Raw genomic sequence first — 17648 nt, 5'->3', positions numbered from 1 at the left:
GGAACCTGTTAACATGGCTCAAATGAATATGCTTGAAGCAATCCGCGACGCTCTGCGGACCGAGCTTAAGCGTGACGATAATGTAATGCTGTTCGGGGAGGACGTCGGCCATACCGGCGGCGTCTTCCGCGTGACGGAAGGACTGCAGAAGGAATTCGGCGAGGAGCGCGTATTCGATACGCCGCTCGCGGAATCCGCTCTGGCCGGCATGGCGGTAGGCCTCGGCGTCCAAGGCTTCCGCCCCGTCGCTGAAATCCAGTTCGTCGGCTTCATCTATGAAGCATTGGATCAAATGTTCGTTCAAGCGGCCCGCATGCGCTACCGTTCCGGCGGCCGCTACAACTCGCCGATCGTATTCCGCACCCCGTTCGGCGGCGGCGTGAAGGCAGCCGAGCTGCATACGGATTCCCTGGAAGGCCTTGCGATGCAGACTCCAGGCATCAAGGTCGTCATTCCTTCCAATCCATACGACGCCAAGGGCCTCATGATCTCCGCCATCCGCGACAACGATCCGGTCTTCTTCATGGAGCACTTGAACCTGTACCGCGCCTTCCGCGCCGAAGTGCCGGAAGAAGAGTACACGATTCCGCTCGGCAAGGCCAACGTCGTCCGCGAGGGCAGCGACGTGACGATCGTTACGTACGGCATGATGGTCCACACCTCTGTGAAAGCAGCCGAGGAGCTGGAGAAGGAAGGCGTCAAGGTCGAAGTCATCGACCTGCGCACGCTGATGCCGCTTGACATCGATACAATCGTGGAATCCATCAAGAAGACGAACCGCGTCATCATCGTGCAGGAAGCGCAAAAAACTTCCGGCGCTGCTGCCGAGGTCATCGCTCAGATCAACGAGAAGGCCATTCTCCATCTGGAAGCTCCTGTCCTGCGCGTAGCCGGACCGGATACGGTGTACCCGTATGCGCAGATCGAGGATCAATGGCTTCCGACGCCTGCGCGCATCATCGCCGGCGTGAAGAAAGTCCTCGACTTCTAATCCATCCGGCCGGACTGCCGGCTGGTTCCGATGGCGAGGAGCGGGCAGGCCCGTCTCTGCAGGGGCTTGTCCCAGCTCCGCGGCCCATCACCAAGCTCTAGACGCAAAAGGAGGTACATCCGTGGCAAAATTCGAATACCGGTTCCCGGAGCTCGGCGAAGGTCTGCATGAAGGCGAAATCATGACCATGCATATCAAGCCGGGCGACAAAGTAACCGACGATGACATCATTATGGAAGTGCAGAACGACAAAGCCGTCGTGGAAGTGCCTTGTCCGGTCAACGGCACCGTGCTTGAAGTATTCGCGAAGGACGGTCAGGTATGCCATGTAGGCGAAGTGGTCGCGATCATCGATGCCGAAGGCGATCTTCCGGAAGGCGCGGCTCCTGCCGAGGACAGCGCGAAGGAAGTAGCGAAGGACGAAGCGGCCAATGTCGCTCCTGGCGCAGCCAAAGCCGATGCCGAAGTGACGGCGAAGGACGCGGCTCCCGCCGCGCAGCCGGCCAAGGCCGAAGGCGCAGCCAAGGGCAGCGTGCTTGCCACTCCTAGCGTACGCAAGCTCGCCCGCGAAAAAGGCGTGGACATCACGGCCGTCCAAGGCACGGGCAAAAACGGCAAGGTGACCCGCGAGGATGTCGAGCAGTTCGCTGCAGGCGGCGGCAAATCGACTCCGGCGGCAGCTTCCGACAACGCGGCTGTTGCTGCCAAAGGCGCTGGAGAAGCGAAAGCCGCTCCGGTGGCATCCCAAGGCGGAGACCGTCCGGAAGAGCGCTTGCCGTTCAAGGGCATCCGCAAAATCATCGCCGGCGCGATGGCGAAGTCCGCTTATACGGCTCCGCATGTCACGCTGATGGATGAAGTCGACGTGACCGCTCTGGTCGAGCTTCGCCAAAAAGCGAAGCCCGTCGCCGAGAAAAAAAGGCGTCAAGCTCACTTACCTGCCGTTCATCGTGAAAGCACTCGTAGCGGCTTGCCGCGAGTTCCCGATCATGAATGCGATGCTGGATGAGGAGTCCCAGGAAATCGTGCTCCGCAAATATTACAACATCGGCATTGCGACGGATACCGACAACGGCCTCATCGTACCGGTCATCGAGCATGCCGACCGCAAAAACGTCTGGACGATCGCCGATTCCATCCGCGACCTGGCTATCCGCGGCCGCGACGGCAAGCTTACCGGCGCCGAGCTCAAAGGCAGCACGATCACGATCACGAACATCGGCTCCGCCGGCGGCATGTTCTTCACGCCGATCATCAACTTCCCTGAAGTCGCGATCCTTGGCGTAGGCCGCATTTCCGACAAGCCTGTCATCAAGAACGGCCAAATCGTTCCTGCTTCCGTCATGGCTCTGTCCCTCAGCTTCGACCACCGCATCATCGACGGTGCGACGGCTCAGAATTTCCTTAACTACATTAAACAGCTTCTGGGCGATCCTCAGCTGCTCGTTATGGAGGTATAACTCATGGTAGTAGGAGATCCATCTCTCGATATCGATACACTGGTAATTGGTGCCGGCCCAGGCGGATATGTAGCGGCGATCCGCGCCGCTCAGCTCGGCCAGAGCGTGCTCTGCGTAGATAAGGAATATGTAGGCGGCGTCTGCTTGAACGTCGGCTGCATTCCTTCCAAGGCTCTGATCTCGGCTTCCCATCAATTCGACACGGTAAGCCATTCCGAAGCGATCGGCATTACGGCCGCCGACGTGAAGGTCGACTGGTCCAAGATCCAGGAGTTCCGCGGCAGCGTCGTCAAGAAGCTGACCGGCGGCGTAGCCAGCCTGCTGAAAGCGAACAAAGTCCAGTACTTTGCCGGCGAAGTCATGTTCATCAACGAAAACGAAGCCCGTGTCTTCAACGATCAGGAAGCGCCGCGCTACCGGTTCAAGAACTGCATCATCGCGACGGGCTCCCGTCCGATCGAGCTGAAGGCATTCCCGTTCGGCGGACGCATCGTGTCCTCCACGGGCGCTCTGACGCTGCCTGAGATTCCGAAGAGCCTCGTCGTCATCGGCGGCGGCTACATCGGCATCGAGCTGAGCCAAATGTACAGCAAGTTCGGCACGAAGGTGACGATTCTCGAAGGATCCGATTCCATCCTGCCCGGCTTCGACAAAGACATGTCCCAGCTCGTGGCGAAAAAGCTCAAAGCCAAAAAAGCCGACATCATCACCGGCGCGATGGCGAAAAGCTCCGAGCAGACCGACAAGGACGTCACCGTTACGTACACGGTCGGCGACAAGGAAGAGAAAATCACGGCCGACTACCTGCTCGTAACGGTCGGACGCCGTCCGAACACGGACGGAGAGCTTGGCCTTGATCTCATCAACATCAAGATGACGGACCGCGGCCTTATCGAAGTCAACGACGAAGGACGCACGAACATTCCGCATATCTTCGCTATCGGCGATATCGTTGCCGGTCCTGCGCTTGCCCACAAAGCGATGTATGAAGGCCGCGTCGCGGCTGAAGTCATCGGCGGACAGCCGAGCAAAGTCGACTACAAGTGCATGCCTGCGGTATGCTTCTCCGATCCGGAATGCGCAAGCGTCGGCCTGACCGAGAAGGAAGCCAAGGACAAAGGCTACAACGTCCAAGTCGGCAAATTCCCGTTCGCGGCGAATGGACGCGCGCTTTCCCTGAACGCTGGAGAAGGCTTCGTCAAAATCGTCGCCGACAAAGACAGCGGCCTCGTGCTCGGCGCCCACATCGCGGGCATCGAAGCTTCCAACATGATTTCCGAGCTCGGCCTGGCCATCGAGATGGGCGCTACGCTTGAAGACATCGCCCTCACGATCCATGCCCACCCGACGCTCGGCGAAATCGTGCTGGATGCGGCGGAAGTGGCTCTCGGCCACCCGATCCACGTTTTCGTCAAGTAATACATCCGCTGCCGATTTCTGGCGGCATGCAGCAACAGCCGGCACCCCGCGTGCCGGCTGTTTTTTGTTTGGTCTGGGGAGCAGGCAGGAGGGGCGACGCGCCGGGGGTTCGTAAAAGCGGCTGCAACGCATCGATGCGCTTGGAGCGTTATAGCTGCTTACGAGGTTTTTCTTATTTGGTTATTCCTTCCTGCCCAAAATCCTTTATTGCCCCTAATCGTTACCGCGCCAAAGGATTATAGGCCGATTCGATCGTTTTCTTGCGACATTTCCTTGCATAATGGAGACAAAACTCGCCTGCTGATGGTAGAATAGGAAAAAGGTTTTCAAAGCGGGTTATAGACAGATTGGGACAAAGGGGAAGGTTGCATGAAAAATTACTTGGAGCTTTTGCAGGATATTCTTGACAACGGCACGGAGCGTTCCGACCGGACGGGCACGGGAACGATTGCCGTCTTCGGCAGGCAGCTCCGCTTTGATTTGTCGAAGGGATTTCCTTTGGTCACGACCAAGCGGGTGCATGTGAAGTCCATTATCCATGAGCTTCTGTGGTTTTTGAGCGGAGACACCAATATTCGTTATCTGCAGGAGAACGGGGTGCGGATCTGGAACGAATGGGCGGACGAGAACGGCGATCTCGGGCCTGTGTACGGCTCCCAGTGGCGGGCGTGGGAAGGGAAGGACGGCAACGTCCACGATCAGATCCGGAGCCTCGTGGATTCCATCCGCACCAATCCCGATTCGCGGCGCCATATGGTGAGCGCCTGGAATGTGGCAGAGGTCGACAATATGAAGCTGCCGCCATGCCATTTCGTCTTTCAGTTCCAGGTGGCTGCCGGCAAGCTGAACTGCATGTTCACGATGCGGTCCTCGGATACGTTCCTCGGTCTTCCGTTCAACATCGCCCAGTATGCGATGCTGACCCATATGATTGCGCAGCAATGCGATCTGGAGCCTGGAGAGCTGATCTATTCCGGCGGAGACGTCCACATCTACAGCAATCACCTGGAGCAGGTGAAGCTGCAGCTGACGAGGGAGCCGTATCCGCTGCCGCAGCTGGTGCTGAAGAGGCGTCCGGAATCCATCTTCAAATACCGCTACGAGGATTTCGAGATCGTAGGCTATCAGCATCATCCTACGATCAAGGCGGAGGTCGCCATATGATTACGATGATCGCCTGCATGGACCGCGACCGCCTTATCGGGCGCGGCAACGACCTTCCATGGAAGCTTCCCGAAGACATGAGCTACTTCAAGGAGCGGACGATGGGCAAGACGGTGCTGATGGGACGCAAAACGTTCGAGTCGTTCGGCAGCCGGCCGCTCAAGAACAGGCGCAACGTGATCCTGACCCGGGACGCCGGCTTCACGCCGGAAGGAGCCGAGACGGTGCATTCCCTCGATGAGGCTCTGCAGCTGGAGCCGGCGGGGGAGGAGCTGATGGTGATCGGCGGCGAGCAGATCTACGAGCTGCTGCTGCCTCATGCCGATTGCCTGCTGCTAACGGAGATCGACGCTTCATTCGGAGGCGGGGACGCCTTCTTTCCATCCTTCCGCGAGGAAGAATGGAGACTTGCGGATTCCTATCCCGGCAAGGGCGACGAGAAGCTGGGAGTCGCCTACCGCTTCAACCGTTATGAACGGGTGAAGGATTAGTCTTTATTGCTGTCATGCGACAAAGTGCAAATGATTGTACGCTTACTCCATTATGATCAACCGGTCAACAATGCTACGATGAGGTACAAAGTATGCGCCGGAATGCAACTTTATGCTTTTTCCGGCAGCGGCATTCGGGGCTGCGTCCTTTAGAGCCGACAGACAGATGACGTAACGATAGGGACCTTACGGATGGAGGAATGGGCAAGATGTCGACACCTACTGGTTTTATGGAATACAAGCGCGAGCTGCCTGCGGACCGCAGCCCGCTCGAGAGGGTCAAGGATTGGGAAGAATTCCACAAGCATCTGCCGGATGACCAGCTGCGCACGCAGGGAGCCCGCTGCATGGATTGCGGCACTCCGTACTGCCACACCGGCATGGAGATTGCCGGCGGAGCTTCCGGCTGCCCTGTCAACAACCTGATTCCGGAATGGAACAATCTGATCTATCGCGGCCTATGGCGCGAAGCGCTGGAGCGCCTCCACAAAACGAACAACTTCCCGGAATTCACCGGACGCGTATGTCCGGCGCCTTGCGAGGGCTCCTGTACGGTCGGCCTGATCGGCGATTCCGTTACGATCAAGACGATCGAGCAGGCGATCATCGACCGCGGCTTCGATGAAGGCTGGGTCGTCCCGCAGCCTCCGAAGATGCGCACGAGCAAGCGCGTTGCGGTCATCGGCTCCGGACCTGCAGGCATGGCCTGCGCCGCCCAGCTCAACAAAGCCGGCCACACGGTGACGGTCTACGAGCGCGCGGACCGAATCGGCGGCCTGCTCACGTACGGCATTCCGACGATGAAGCTCGACAAGGGCATCGTGCAGCGCCGCGTCGATCTGATGGAAGCCGAAGGCGTCAGCTTCGTGACGAACACGGAGATCGGCAAGGATATCGGAGCGGAGGAGCTTCTGGAAGGCTTTGACGCCATCGTCCTTTGCGGCGGCGCCACCAAGGCGCGCGGAGTAGACATCGAAGGCTCCACCCTCGGGGGCATCTACCCCGCAATGGACTACCTCAACGGAACGATCAAGAGCTACCTGGATTCCGGGCTGGAAGACGGCAACTACATCTCGGCCAAGGACAAGGATGTCATCGTCATCGGAGGCGGCGACACCGGCACCGACTGCGTGGCCACCGCCCTGCGTCATGGCTGCAAGTCCGTCACCCAGTTCGGCACGCATGCCAAGGCTCCGCTTCAGCGCGACAGCATCAACAACCCGTGGCCGCAGTTCCCGAACGTTTATACGCTCGATTACGCCCATGAGGAAGCCAAGGCTGTATACGGCGAAGATCCCCGCGCCTTCTCCGTCCTGACGAAGAAGTTCGTCGGCGACGAGAACGGCCAGCTCAAGGAACTTCATACGGTTCAGATCGAGCGGACGGTCGACGAGACCGGCCGCAAGATCTACAAGGAAATTCCCGGCACCGAAAAAGTATGGCCGGCCGATCTCGTCTTCGTCGCCGTAGGCTTCGAAGGTCCGGAATCCACGCTTGTAGATGCGTTCTCCGTCGAGCAGGACCGCCGCACGAACGTCAAAGCCCGCAAAGGCGATTACCGCACAAGCGTGGACAAGGTATTCGCCGCAGGCGACATGCGCCGCGGACAGAGCCTCGTCGTCTGGGCCATCAACGAAGGCCGCGAAGCCGCCCGTGAAGTGGACCGTTATTTGATGGGAACGACGATGCTGCCTTAAATGCTTCTGCATGGCTCGAAAAAGCGCCTCTCCGGCGCTTTTTCTTTTTCCATTTCGGAAGGAACGAAGACAAGAAAGCCAGCGGCAGTTGGAATGGGGCCCAGGAGGAGAGCAGGAGGAAAGTCCTGAGCAGAGCCATAATGTGGAGCCGCCTTTCCATTGGGACCTATGATACAATATTCGTATTGTCCATAAGTCTATATACCTAAAGGAGAGGCTGCCCGTGAACGCAACCGAAGGCGCATCTGTCTTGACGCCGGCGGATATTCACCATATCAGAACCTTTATTGATGTGAAATACTTTGACAAACCTCAAAGTGAACGTTCTGAAATTCTATCCGACGCCATTTGCCGAATCATCTTTCAACAGCTCCCTGATTTCGCCGAAACCATCAAAAAAGAGCTGACGGCAAGATTGATTCGTACCCATATCATCTCCAAAAAAGGCATCGTCAACAGCGACGATATTTTTGCCGCCTGCCTGAGTCTCAACTTCCGCGATCAGCGCATCGCCCGTCCTCTGATGAACTGGGTGGAAAAAAAGCTGGACGTGTCGCTCGAGCATTCCGAATTCGAGCGCATTCTCAGGCGCGTCAAGCCGTTCGCGGCCTCACGCGACGAAGCGCTGCTGGCGGCCGTGGCGGATCATCTCAACTTGCCGGAGACCGTCTCCGATCTCTCCGCTAAAAGAGAATCCTCCATGCTGGGAAGCAGCAGCACCCGGGTTCTGATGATGGCGGTATTGTCCGTCATGCTTCTTGGAGGTACACTTGTATATGGCTGGTCGCTGTTCCATCATCATGCCGCCGAGATTCCCGTCGCGGCTGCTGCGGAGGCTGCCGTCCCGGCTCCCAAGGCGCAGCCCGTCGCCAAGAAGGCGCAATCCGCGCCTGCGGCGCCGCTAGCCAAAAACGAGCTTCCACAGTCGCTTCAATATGCCGATATTGAAGTGGAGCGCCTGACGGCTTATTTGGAGAGCCGCTCGTCGATGCTGGCCAAGCCCCGATACATGAACGCCATTATCGCGGCCGCCAAGCAGTACAACGTGCATCCGCTGCTTCTGTTCGCCATTACCGGCCAAGAACAGAGCTTCGTGCCCGACGATCACAAGCGCGCGGCCAAGATGGCCAACAATCCGTTCAATGTTCATTACAGCTGGCAGGATTTCAACACCAGCATCGAGGAGTCTTCGCGGATCGCAGCCAAGACCGTCGTCAATCTGAGCAAGAACAGGCCGCCGAATGCCGACCCGTTGACATGGATCAACCGCAAATACGCGGAAGATCCCAAATGGTCCCGCGGCGTCCGCCAGATTTTCGCGATGCTTCAGGAAAAGGTTGCCGCTTGACGGCATTGTTGGCCAAGGACCACCCGGAATAGAAGGAGGCGGTTCCTTGAAGACATTGATTATCGCAGAAAAGCCGGATATGGGCCGCAATATCGCGTCCGCGATCGAGCCCAGGGCGACGAACCGCCGCACGCATCTCGAAGGCGAGCGTTATATCATCACCTGGGCGATCGGGCATCTGGTCAGCCTCGCGGAACCGGATGATTACGATCCCCGGTACAAAAAATGGCAGGCGCAGGATCTTCCCATCATCCCGGATACATTCAAGCTGTCTCCCAATCCCCGCACCCGCGATCAGCTCAAGGTCATCGGCGAGCTCGCCCGCCAATGCGGACGGCTCGTCAATGCATGCGATGCGGGGCGGGAGGGCCAGCTTATTTTCCATTTGATCCGACGGTATTTGAAGCTTCATCAGCCCGTAGACCGTCTGTGGATATCCGATTTGACGCCGGAGACGATCCGCAGGGGATTCGAGCAGCTTGGCAGCGACGAGAAGTACGCGCCGCTTACGAAGGCGGCTCAGGCCCGCAGCGAGGCCGACTGGCTGATCGGGATGAACGCCTCGCGCGCCTTCACAATCCGCCATAAGTCGCTGCTGTCGGTAGGACGGGTTCAGACTCCGGTGCTTGCGCTCCTGTACGACCGCCATCGGGAGATCGAGGCGTTCAAGCCGGAAACGTATTACAGGATCAAGGCTTCTTTCGATCAAAAAAGCTCCAAGTACAACGGCATCTGGCAAGGCGACAAGCTGACGGACGGAGCCAAGGCGGAAGCGATCGCAGCCAAGGTCAAAGGGAAAAAAGGAGCCATCGTCCGTTACGACAAGGCCGAGAGCAAGGAGTTTCCTTACCGTCTGCATGATCTTACGCTGCTGCAGCGCGAAGCCAACGGGCGATACGGCTTTCCCGCCAAAAAGACGCTTGACGTGGCGCAAGCCCTCTACGAGAAGCATAAGGTCATCACGTATCCGAGAACGAATTCGAATTATGTGACGGAGGAAACGGTTCCCGTCATGGGCAAGGCGCTCGACATGCTGCGGGGAACCGAGTATGCGGAGCTTGCCGCCGGGGCGGACAGGTCCCGGGTACATAAAGGCAACAAAGCCGTCTGCAATCCGGCCAAGGTGGAGGATCACCATGCCATTTTGCCGACACCCAAAAAACCAGGCGCGCTGAGTCCGGACGAAAAAAAGATCTATGATCTTATCGTTCGCCGGTTTCTCTCCCATTATTATGGACCGGCCTTGTATCTCAACCATACGGTGCTGACCGAGGTGGAAGGAGAAACGTTCCGCACCCGCATCAAGCAGCTGCTTGATCCCGGATGGAAGGTTACCCAGGGAGTTGCGGAGACGGAGGACAAGCCCAAGCGCGGCAAGGGAAAGGCCAAGCCGGACGAGGACGGAGACGATGAAGAGCAGGAGCTTACCGATGCTTCCTTCCATGTCGACGAATCGCAGCCGGTGTTGTGCAAGCAGGCCAAAGCCGAAGAGAAGTCGACACAGCCGCCCAAGTCCTATACGGAAGGAACGCTGCTGAAAGCGATGGAAAGCGCCGGCAGAGCCATGGAAGACGAAGAGCTGCGCGAGACGATGAAGGACAGCGGCTTGGGAACGCCTGCCACGCGCGCGGCAACGATCGAGCGGCTGAAGACGGTAGGTTATATCCGTGCCAGCGGCAAAAAGCTGGAGATTGAAGCGAAAGGCTGCGCAGCCATCGAGCTGATCCGGGGAGCCGGGGTAGAGCTTCTGGCTTCGCCGGTCATGACCGGTCAGTGGGAGCGCCGGCTGAGCCAGATCGCCCGGGATGAGGCATCCGACGAAAAGTTCATGGAGCAGGTCAAACAGTTCGCCCGGATGATCGTCCAGAAGGTAGCGGAGCAGACGCCTGCGCCTGCCGGGACGTTCGCTGAGCCGGAGCGTGGCAAGCCGGCCGCCAAGGGCGGCGGCTCGCGGCGTGGCAAAGCGGCTGCTCGGAGCGGAGCTTCCCGCGCTTCCCGCTTCGGAGCAGGAGCGGGCCGCACAGCCGCCGGGGCTTCCCGCTCCGGGACAGGCTCAAGCCCTTCGGCAGCTTCAAGTGCTGGACGCAGCGGGAAGCCGGAGAATGCCGGCTCCGCCCGATCGTCCGCTGCGGCATCGGCTTCGAATCTGCCGCAGAGTGAACGTGCGCGTGCAGCTTCAATAGCGGCAGCCTCTCCATCATCAGGAGCAGGAAGAGCCTCCTCATCCAGCCAAGCAAACCAATCCGGACAAGCCTCCTCGCCAGGGCGGACAACTTCCGCCGGTCTGAAGCCGCAGGGAACTTGCCCGAGCTGCGGCGGCAGCATCGTCGAAGGCAAGCGGGGCTACGGCTGCTCCCGGTTCCGTGACGGCTGCAAGTTCGTCCTCTGGAAGGAGCAGCATGGCCGGACGCTGACGCCGGCCATGCTGCAATCGCTCCTCGCCAAGGGGAGCACGGCAGCAGCCGCCTTCCCGCGTGCGGAGGGCAGCGCCAAAGGCCGTCTGCGGCTCAAGGATGCCCGGACAGGCGATACCGTCGTGGAATGGACATGACGGACAATTAATGCCATCAAACAAAAAACCTCATCCGCCTTCTTGGTCCAAGAAGATGGGATGAGGTTCTTTTTCATCTTTTTCATGCCGGACTATCCGAGACCAGCCAAATATCCTTGAAGTCCATCCAGCCGAACGTATTGATGCCGATCCCGCGGACCGAAGGGTGCACATAGGTGTTGAGGGAGCGATGCTGCAGGAACAGCACTTGGCCTTCTTGAACGAGCCGCTGCTCGATTTGGCTGAAGAGGGTGCGCCGCGTATCGCGCCGATCCGAAGCGAGAATGGCATCGGTCACCCGGCGGATCCAGCGTTCCAGAGCGGGATCCAGATGCTGGCGGATATAGCTGTGCTCCTGGAGGTAGGTCTCCAGCTCTCCGACTTCCTCCTCGGCCATGACCAGGCTCATCAGGATGCAATCGGCCTCCTTGACGAGATCGCTCGTATGCACGATTTTGTGCTGCTCGCAGCGGATGTCCACGGGGATGCCGATCTCCCCGCAGCGTTCCTTGATCCAAAGCGCTTCCTTGGCATGCTGGTTCGTTGTCAGCAGCTTGAGAGGAGCGCCGTCATAACCGTCTTCCTTCAGCATCCGGATGGCTGTATCCGGTTCGTAGCGCTCTGCCGACAGCTCCGCGCCGGGAACGGGGAAGAAGCCATACGCCGGATAGCTTAATTCGCCGCCGGCGCCGATCATGCCGACCCGGTCCATGGAAAGTCCGACGGCCAGCCGGAAGGCGAGCGACTGCTGCGGCCCTCCGTTGAGCCGGTTCCAGCTGAGCAGCGTGCATCCTTGATGGACGGTTCTGATCATGCCCCAGCCTTGCTCATCCTTGGAAGCCATGCGGGAATCGCTGGCCATGATCTGCCCCCATTTAAGCCTCAATTCGGGCGGGATGTCCTCGGGCATGAAAGCGATCTGAACCTCGTCCAGATAGGCTCTTCCCTGGTAGTACTGCTCGTGGACAGACAAGTCGATCCGGTCGGATGTCCAGCAGTCGACCCGGAAGGGACCTGTGCCGGAGGGAAGCATCCAGTAGCGGCTCTCGTCTTCCTGGACGAGATCGGCCGGGAGAATGGAGGCCGCTCCGGAGCACAGCAGGCGGGGGAGAAGGCGGTTAGGCTTGTTCAGCGTTATCCGGACGGTCCGTGCATCCAGAGCGGTGATGGCTTCGACCGACTCCAGCAGGAAGCGGTTGGGCTGCCCGTCGGCCAGCCTGCTCAGCGTGAAGCAGACGTCGGTTGCATTCAGCTCCCGGCCATGATGGAAGCGGACGCCTTTGCGAAGATGGAAGGTCCAGGCCGTTGCCGAATCGTTGCTTTCCCAATAATGGGCCAGACCGGGAACGAGCGATTTGGTTTCAGCCTCGAATCCGAGCAGCCGGTCGAATATTTGATGGATCAGATGGGAGTCGAAGGCAAAAAACAGCTTCCCGGGATCGAGGGAATAAGGGGGACGGTAGACGGGAAGCCGGAACACATCCCGCTGCGCGGGAGAGCCTTCCTCGATCCGATCCGATCCGAAATGTCCGCTCAGCCATTCGACAAAGCGGTCGCGAACGGAAGTATGCTGGCCATGGAGTTGAAACAGCTGGAAGGCCTTCTGGTAATCCCCCTCCGAAGCAAGCTCTTTGGCGATATCAAGCAGGAAGCGTTCCCGGCTTTTCAGGAAATGGATCTTGGAGAGGTTGCCCCTTCCTTTGCCCGGAACCCAGCGAATCCACCCTTCCTCCTCGAGCTTGCGCACGATGAGCTTCACATTGCGCTCGGTGCAGTGAAACAGCTCGGCGAGCTCGTCCAGAGCGGTCTCGGCTTCAGTGTCGGGCTCTTCGATTTGGAATCGGTTGAGCAGCAGCAAGTATCGTTCGGCGTTGAGCATGCGCGCAGATTTCTCCTTTTTTGCTCGATATGACCCTTCATGCAATCGGCATGAAGGAATGGAAGCCCTTTCCATGCTGAAAAAGAGGAAGTCATTTGAAATTATTGTACACTTTTTGTTCCTGTTATGTCATGAGATACTTGATTCAACGGCAGGGAAGAATCAAAACCAGGCCGACGAAAACAACAGGGAGTGTCAATAAAAATGAGCTACGAACATGTTTACCGAAACGAAATGGAAATCAAGCGATTCCACCAGTCCAGCCACGAGAGCAAACACGCGGATTCGATCTGGAAACAGTCTGTCGAGCCCAACCGGACCGATTACAAGGGCAGAGCGAGCCGCCAAGTATGGAAACCGGTCCACGCCATGATCTTGTTCATGGGCATGAAGAAATGAGCGGCCGCAAGCGGCAAGCCGAAGCGAAGGCAAGCAAAAAACGAAGGGCATGGCTTAACCGATAAAACCGGTTGAACCCTGCCCTTCGTTTTTTTAGTGGCCCAGGATGTAACGCTGGATGCCGTCCGGAACATCTCTTAGATGATGGAGCTGCAGGAAAGCGCCTTGAGGCGCGACTTCGATGGAGATGTTGTTGTATTCCCATTCGGTCTGCGCTTCCACATGGATCGCATGGATGCCTGCGGTCAATGCAGGCACGACATCCGTACGGATGGAATTGCCGATCATCCAAGTGTTGTGACGGTCGAAATGCCCTTCCGCCAAAATTTGCTCCAGCGCTGCGATATTCTTGTGCTGGCGGATGTAGATCTTGTCTCCGAAGTAGCGGTCCAGGCGAAGCCTGTCCACCTTGCGCCGCTGGATCTCCGGCTCGCCACCGGTATATAGATGCAGGTCATGACCTTCGTCCTTCAGGCGCAGAAGCGTCTCTTCCATATCGGGATAGGGCTCTGCCTCCTGCTCGTAGACGCTCTGTCCCATGCTCCAGAGCAGGTCGATCTCGTTGGAATCCTCCGGCCTGCCGGTCAACCGGGTAAAGTCGACGTAGGTGTCGAGGAAGGATTGCGGAAAGTGGTCGCTCTTGAACCCGGTTGCCTGCACGCCGGCGATGTCGATTTCGACCTGCTTGCGGCGGATTGCCGCTTCTGTCATGTCCGGATAAGCGTGGAACCAGGTCCTCATGGCATCCACGAATTGATCGATGACCAGGTTGAAATATTTGTTGCAGTGGATGAGCGTATCGTCGAGATCGAACAGAATCGTTTGTCGGATTGGCGCGTTCATGATGGTCTAACCCCTTTTGTAGGCTTGCGTGAATCTATTTTTATCCAATCTACAGCAAGGGAATGCGCGCCGTCAATTCCAGCCTTGGGGGTTGAAGCCGCTGCCAGCTGCATTAAGCGGCAGGCATGAAGGAATGAGAACGAAAAAAAGCCCCGAATGGGGCTAGGCCATGGTGCGGATCTATGAGGACGATTGAAGAAAGGAAACTCAATCGGATGAGAAGATTGAAGAAGAACGAATACCGGTTCGGCACAATCAGGCGTACTTCTGCACCTTGATCTGCAGATCCTTCTTGATAAAAGCGATCCGCTTGCGGACATAGAAGTCCCGGCTGTCGCCGCGAAGATCGTTGGGAGTGACAATGGATTCGGATTCGTTGTCAATAATGGTGAGACGCCCGTCGTCATAGAACTTGAAAGTCAAATCGCGGAAAGGGCGATGACGTTCAACAAAGCGAAAATGCTGACAGCTCATCGGAACTCACTCCTTCGGGAAAGAGAGGTTTAGGAACGTTTGTTCTGTTTTTATTATAGCAAACATTTGTTCGGGTGGAAAGAGGAATTTTTATCCCGTACACTGAAGAAATAAGCTGGACAACCCAGAGCTTGCCGGCCAAGTTCCGGAAGCGGCCAAAGGAGTGCTTCAACTTCCATGATCCATATAGCCCATCTCAAGAAACAGATTCCGGCGGGACCTCTCGTGCTGGACGACATCAGCTTCCGCGCGGATGAAGGCGAATTCATCGCGGTCAAAGGCGGCAGCGGGAGCGGCAAGTCGATGCTCCTTAAATGCCTGGCTCTCCAGGAAGGCTGGACATCGGGCTCGTATAAGATAGACGGCAGGCAAATACCGACTACAGCCATCGGAAGGATGCGCATCCGCAGGGAGGTGACGCTCGTCGAAGAGAAGCCTTTCCTCAGCGCGAACCGGACCGCTCTCAAAAACGTCTTGATCGGATCGGCCGCACAGGCTTCGCTCCTGCGCCGCGCCACCGGCATGGTACGCAACGACGATTATATGGGAGCCATGGATATGCTCGAGAAGGTCGGACTGCTCGACAAGGCGCACAGCAAGGCGGACAAGCTGAGCGGAGGCGAGCGCCAGCGGGTCGCGATCGTCCGCGCTCTTGTGCACGGCGCCAAGGTGCTGCTGCTGGACGAGCCGATTTCCGGCCTCGATCCCCATGCCGGGGAACAAGTGCTGGCGGACCTCAAGCAGCTGTGCAAAAATCAAGGGCTCATCGTCATCGCCGTTCTTCACCAAGGCGACTGGGCGGAGAGGTTCGCCGACCGGATTCTGGGACTGAACGGCGGCAAGCTGGTGCTGCAAGTGAGCGGCAGACGGCTGACGAGCAAGGAGAAAATGCTGCTCTAGAGCATGAATGGGGATCGGCCGCGCATAGGATAGGAGCAAAGATCCCATGCAGGAAGCAGGTGGCGCCCATGGCATTCGAGCCTCCCTTATCGGTCCATACGACCAAGGTTACCAGGCTCCGCACGGAGCTGTTCATTCCCGTCGTCCATCTGGAAGGCGGGGAGCTGGCTGCGGCGCATATGAATTCCGCCATCCGCAGGTCCGTCCGCCAGATGATCGAAGATCAAGGCTCCCTGGCCGACCCTTCCTCCCAAATGACCGCTTATTATGAAGTCAAAACCAATGAGAGAGGCGTATTCAGCCTTTCTCTCTTCAACTATGCCTTCACGGGCGGAGCCCATGGCTTGACGCTGCAGCAGTCGCTTACCTTCATGACTGCAGACGGCCATAACCGCAAGCTCGCCAGCCTCTTCAAGCCGGGATCCGATTACAGAGCCAGGCTGAGCGAGCTGGTGGCGGCGCAGATCAAGAGCCGGCAGATCGAGCTGCTGCAGCCGTTCGAGGGCATCCGGGCCGATCAGGATTACTACATCGCGGACCGTGCCCTCGTGATTTGGTTCAGCATTTACGAAATTACCCCTTATGTGTACGGCTTCCCTTATTTTCCGATTTCCGTTTATGACCTGTCCGACATTGTCGCCGACGAAGGCCCTTTATCCGTAATGAATGAAAATTAACGGTTCGACTACCGGTCTGCCCGCGCCTGTTGAATTGCGACGGGTTGTTTGCCGCGGGCGCCTGCTTGGAGACGACGGATAGATATTCGATACGGACAGGGGGCATGAAGCATGTTGATGTGGACGGGGTTTGCTTTGTTTTGCCTGGTGGCGGTCGCTTGGCTTGCTGCCGCAGCTGCGGCGGAGAACGGACTCAGAAGAAGCGGGTATCGCTCCATGACTCGCTACGCCGCTTACATCCAGTTCATGCAGGACAAAAGGGAGCTGAACAGACTCGGCATACCGCAGCAGCTCAAACGAGCTTTCGGACCGTTCGCCGCCTTCGGCGTCTCGTTCAATGCCCTGTCGCTGCTTGGAGGAGCGGCGCTGTTCTACGCTTACGCATGGAATACAGGCAGCGAATGGCTGCTTGTATGGGCCTGGCCCGTCCTCGGACTGCTGGCGCTCTCGATCCATGCCGGGCAAGCGGAACTCATGTCTGCGGTTCCTTCAGCCGGGGGCAGCTACCATGCGGCGCTGCTTCTGGGCGGCAAGGGAAGGGGCTTCCTGACAGGCTGGCTGCAGCTTGGCGGCCAAATCAGCATGCTGGCCTTCGTGAATTTGGCGGCAGCGGATTGGATTCAGGGCTTATTGGCTTCATGGAACGGATGGAGCCATGCAGCAGGCGTTGCCATGCTGTTTGCCGTGCTGATGCTGGTCCAGCTGTCTCTGTGCCTGTTTGGCAATTACGGCTTTTCTATGCTGCAAAAAAGCGCGGCGCTGCTGCAAATCGCATCGGTCGCAGCGGTGATTGCCGTCATGACGGCCTACTTATGGCCTTCCTTCGGATTGGAGAAGCTTTATTCCGCCCGGTCGCTCGCGGCTGCCGGGGAGCCGCGAGCCGTCGGAGCGGGATGGATCATGGGACTGCTTCTGCTTTACCGGATGTTCATGGGGTCGGCGACGGCGGAGCACTTGTCGGAAGAGACGGTCGAGCCGAGAATCAGGCTTCCCTGGGGGCATGTGCTGTCGGGGGCTTATGTATACGTCGGCGGGTTCATCCTGCTTGGTCTGGCTGCTATGGCGCTTCTCCAGCTTCCGCTTGGAGCGGAGCATGATTTCTTTCTGCAGGCGGCAGCGCCTTGGGGCGGCGGCTGGAGGGTAACAGCGGCCGCAGCGGTGGGAGTCAGCCTGTGCGTATCGGGCGGATCGGTGCTGTTCGCTGCAAGCAGGCTGGCCGGAAGCCTCTCGAGGGATGAGGCGCTGCCGTTCAGCAGGCAGCCCATTTGTTACCGATGTCGAGTTTCAATGAATCCTCCGCGCCGAAAAAAGATCTTGGCAGAATGCCGGTTTTTCCGCTTGCACCTTACGCTGCG

Annotated in this window: 14 protein-coding genes and 1 pseudogene; 12 read left to right on the top strand and 3 right to left on the bottom strand. The window is 58.2% G+C overall.

From position 1 onward, the window contains the following. The first annotated feature begins 13 nt into the window (after positions 1-13). From BN871_RS10565 to BN871_RS10530, 8 genes and pseudogenes are all read left to right on the top strand, one after another. A complete protein-coding gene (locus BN871_RS10565) occupies positions 14-991 on the top strand; it encodes an alpha-ketoacid dehydrogenase subunit beta (RefSeq protein ID WP_021877477.1) in 978 nt (325 codons plus the stop codon). 121 nt (positions 992-1112) lie between these two features. Continuing rightward, positions 1113-2451, top strand: a pseudogene (locus BN871_RS10560) (dihydrolipoamide acetyltransferase family protein). A gap of 3 nt (positions 2452-2454) precedes the next feature. Beyond that, positions 2455-3870 (top strand): dihydrolipoyl dehydrogenase, encoded by a 1416-nt coding sequence (lpdA, locus tag BN871_RS10555; protein ID WP_021877479.1) that lies wholly within the window; start codon positions 2455-2457, stop codon positions 3868-3870. A 369-nt stretch (positions 3871-4239) separates the two neighbouring features. Continuing rightward, positions 4240-5034, top strand: a complete 795-nt coding sequence (locus BN871_RS10550; protein WP_021877480.1) for a thymidylate synthase — start codon at positions 4240-4242, stop codon at positions 5032-5034. After that, a complete protein-coding gene (locus BN871_RS10545; protein WP_021877481.1) occupies positions 5031-5525 on the top strand; it encodes a dihydrofolate reductase in 495 nt (164 codons plus the stop codon). The genes BN871_RS10550 and BN871_RS10545 overlap by 4 nt, the downstream gene beginning before the upstream one ends. A 209-nt stretch (positions 5526-5734) precedes the next feature. Then, positions 5735-7222, top strand: coding sequence for a glutamate synthase subunit beta (locus tag BN871_RS10540; protein WP_048745912.1), 1488 nt, complete (start codon positions 5735-5737; stop codon positions 7220-7222). A 415-nt stretch (positions 7223-7637) separates the two neighbouring features. After that, on the top strand, positions 7638-8570 hold the full coding sequence (locus BN871_RS26180) for a glucosaminidase domain-containing protein (RefSeq protein WP_157060261.1): 933 nt from the start codon (positions 7638-7640) through the stop codon (positions 8568-8570). A gap of 46 nt (positions 8571-8616) precedes the next feature. Next, positions 8617-11121: a DNA topoisomerase 3 gene (locus BN871_RS10530; RefSeq protein ID WP_048745867.1), complete on the top strand. Its 2505-nt coding sequence runs from the start codon at positions 8617-8619 to the stop codon at positions 11119-11121. An 82-nt stretch (positions 11122-11203) separates the two neighbouring features. On the opposite strand, the gene BN871_RS10525 is transcribed toward BN871_RS10530, so the two are convergent. Then, positions 11204-13000 (bottom strand): ABC transporter substrate-binding protein, encoded by a 1797-nt coding sequence (locus BN871_RS10525; RefSeq protein WP_048745865.1) that lies wholly within the window; start codon positions 12998-13000, stop codon positions 11204-11206. Between the two features lie 204 nt (positions 13001-13204). Here BN871_RS10525 and BN871_RS10520 point away from each other — a divergent pair, with 204 nt between their 5' ends. Continuing rightward, positions 13205-13399, top strand: a complete 195-nt coding sequence (locus tag BN871_RS10520) for a hypothetical protein (RefSeq protein WP_021878170.1) — start codon at positions 13205-13207, stop codon at positions 13397-13399. Positions 13400-13492: 93 nt separating this feature from the next. On the opposite strand, the gene BN871_RS10515 is transcribed toward BN871_RS10520, so the two are convergent. Together BN871_RS10515 and BN871_RS10510 are read right to left on the bottom strand one after the other, a co-directional pair. Further along, positions 13493-14242, bottom strand: coding sequence for an HAD family hydrolase (locus tag BN871_RS10515; protein WP_048745863.1), 750 nt, complete (start codon positions 14240-14242; stop codon positions 13493-13495). Positions 14243-14497: 255 nt separating this feature from the next. Then, the gene (locus tag BN871_RS10510; RefSeq protein ID WP_021878172.1) at positions 14498-14716 is read right to left on the bottom strand and encodes a hypothetical protein; all 219 of its coding nucleotides are present in this window, start codon (positions 14714-14716) and stop codon (positions 14498-14500) included. Positions 14717-14893: 177 nt separating this feature from the next. Here BN871_RS10510 and BN871_RS10505 point away from each other — a divergent pair, with 177 nt between their 5' ends. The 3 genes from BN871_RS10505 to BN871_RS10495 all read left to right on the top strand — a co-directional run. Continuing rightward, positions 14894-15616 (top strand): phosphonate ABC transporter ATP-binding protein, encoded by a 723-nt coding sequence (locus tag BN871_RS10505; RefSeq protein WP_021878173.1) that lies wholly within the window; start codon positions 14894-14896, stop codon positions 15614-15616. Positions 15617-15684: 68 nt separating this feature from the next. Then, positions 15685-16293, top strand: coding sequence for a DUF3298 and DUF4163 domain-containing protein (locus BN871_RS10500; RefSeq protein ID WP_021878174.1), 609 nt, complete (start codon positions 15685-15687; stop codon positions 16291-16293). Positions 16294-16404: 111 nt separating this feature from the next. Next, positions 16405-17648: amino acid permease (locus BN871_RS10495; protein ID WP_048745861.1), on the top strand; the 1244-nt coding region annotated here is incomplete at its 3' end.

Source organism: Paenibacillus sp. P22, assembly GCF_000469945.2.
Lineage (GTDB): Bacteria > Bacillota > Bacilli > Paenibacillales > Paenibacillaceae > Paenibacillus_O > Paenibacillus_O humicus.
The sequence above is the reverse complement of the archived record's forward strand: the minus strand, read 5'-3'. Positions and strand labels throughout refer to the sequence as shown.

Bases quoted from the DNA above. Each gene is read 5' to 3' on its own strand.
- BN871_RS10565 (WP_021877477.1), top strand. From the start codon at position 14: ATGGCTCAAATGAATATGCTTGAAGCAATCCGCGACGCTCTGCGGACC.
- lpdA (WP_021877479.1), top strand. From the start codon at position 2,455: ATGGTAGTAGGAGATCCATCTCTCGATATCGATACACTGGTAATTGGT.
- BN871_RS10550 (WP_021877480.1), top strand. From the start codon at position 4,240: ATGAAAAATTACTTGGAGCTTTTGCAGGATATTCTTGACAACGGCACG.
- BN871_RS10545 (WP_021877481.1), top strand. From the start codon at position 5,031: ATGATTACGATGATCGCCTGCATGGACCGCGACCGCCTTATCGGGCGC.
- BN871_RS10540 (WP_048745912.1), top strand. From the start codon at position 5,735: ATGTCGACACCTACTGGTTTTATGGAATACAAGCGCGAGCTGCCTGCG.
- BN871_RS10525 (WP_048745865.1), bottom strand. From the start codon at position 13,000: ATGCTCAACGCCGAACGATACTTGCTGCTGCTCAACCGATTCCAAATC.
- BN871_RS10520 (WP_021878170.1), top strand. From the start codon at position 13,205: ATGAGCTACGAACATGTTTACCGAAACGAAATGGAAATCAAGCGATTC.
- BN871_RS10515 (WP_048745863.1), bottom strand. From the start codon at position 14,242: ATGAACGCGCCAATCCGACAAACGATTCTGTTCGATCTCGACGATACG.
- BN871_RS10510 (WP_021878172.1), bottom strand. From the start codon at position 14,716: ATGAGCTGTCAGCATTTTCGCTTTGTTGAACGTCATCGCCCTTTCCGC.
- BN871_RS10505 (WP_021878173.1), top strand. From the start codon at position 14,894: ATGATCCATATAGCCCATCTCAAGAAACAGATTCCGGCGGGACCTCTC.
- BN871_RS10500 (WP_021878174.1), top strand. From the start codon at position 15,685: ATGGCATTCGAGCCTCCCTTATCGGTCCATACGACCAAGGTTACCAGG.